1 protein-coding gene and 1 pseudogene are annotated in these 1,039 nt (G+C 58.9%); both read left to right on the forward strand.

From position 1 onward, the window contains the following. The first annotated feature begins 33 nt into the window (after positions 1-33). Positions 34-777, forward strand: coding sequence for an MlaE family ABC transporter permease (locus tag ABQE44_RS25755; protein WP_448395550.1), 744 nt, complete (start codon positions 34-36; stop codon positions 775-777). 11 nt (positions 778-788) lie between these two features. Beyond that, a pseudogene (locus ABQE44_RS25760) lies at positions 789-1,039 on the forward strand (ABC transporter permease); the annotation flags it as partial.

Raw genomic sequence — 1,039 nt, forward strand, 5'->3', positions numbered from 1 at the left:
GGGTTGCCGCGGGTGCGTGATTTGTCGGGGCCGATGGCGGCTGTGGGTGGGTTGTTTGCGATGTCGGCTGATGCGGTGCGGTTTGTGTTTCGGCGGCCGTTTCAGTGGCGGGAGTTTTTGGAGCAGTGTTGGTTTATTGCGCGGGTGGCGTTGGCGCCGACGTTGTTGGTGGCGATTCCTTTTACGGTGTTGATTAGTTTCACGCTCAATATTTTGTTGCGGGAGTTGGGTGCGGCGGATTTGTCGGGGGCGGGTGCTGCGTTTGGTGCGGTGACGCAGGTGGGTCCGATTGTGACGGTGTTGATTGTGGCTGGGGCGGGGTCGACGGCGATTTGTGCGGATTTGGGGTCGCGCACGATTCGTGAGGAGATCGACGCGATGGAGGTTTTGGGGATTGATCCGGTGCAGCGGTTGGTGACGCCGCGGATGTTGGCTTCGGGTTTGGTGGCGTTGTTGCTCAATAGTTTTGTGGTGGTCATCGGGATTGTGGGTGGCTATATGTTTTCGGTGTTTATTCAGGATGTGAATCCGGGGGCGTTCGCGGCGGGGATCACGTTGTTGACCGGGGTGCCTGAGGTGATCATCTCGTGTGTGAAGGCGGCGTTGTTCGGGGTGATCGCGGGGTTGGTGGCCTGTTATCGGGGGTTGTCGATCTCTGGGGGTGGGGCTAAGGCGGTGGGTAATGCGGTCAACGAGACGGTGGTGTATGCGTTTATGGCGTTGTTTGTGATCAATGTGGTGGTGACCGCGATCGGTATTCGGATGACGACGGGATAGCGGGTCATCTGATGGGCACGATGACGATTTTGCGCAGCACGTATCCGCGGTTGACGCGGTCGGTGCGTCGTCCGGTGGATGTGTTGGGCCGTATCGGTGATCATCTGTTGTTTTATGTGCGGGCGTTGGCCGGGATTCCGCATGCCAGTGTGCATTTCCGTAAAGAGATTGTGCGGTTGATCGCTGAGATTTCGATGGGTGCGGGCACGTTGGCGATGATCGGCGGCACGGTGGCCATCGTCGGGTTTCTCACGTTGGCGGC

The sequence above is a fragment of the Mycolicibacterium sp. XJ2546 genome, assembly GCF_053483195.1.

Coding starts and splice junctions, on each gene's coding strand:
- ABQE44_RS25755 (WP_448395550.1), top strand. CDS start 34: ATGGCGGCTGTGGGTGGGTTGTTTGCGATGTCGGCTGATGCGGTGCGG.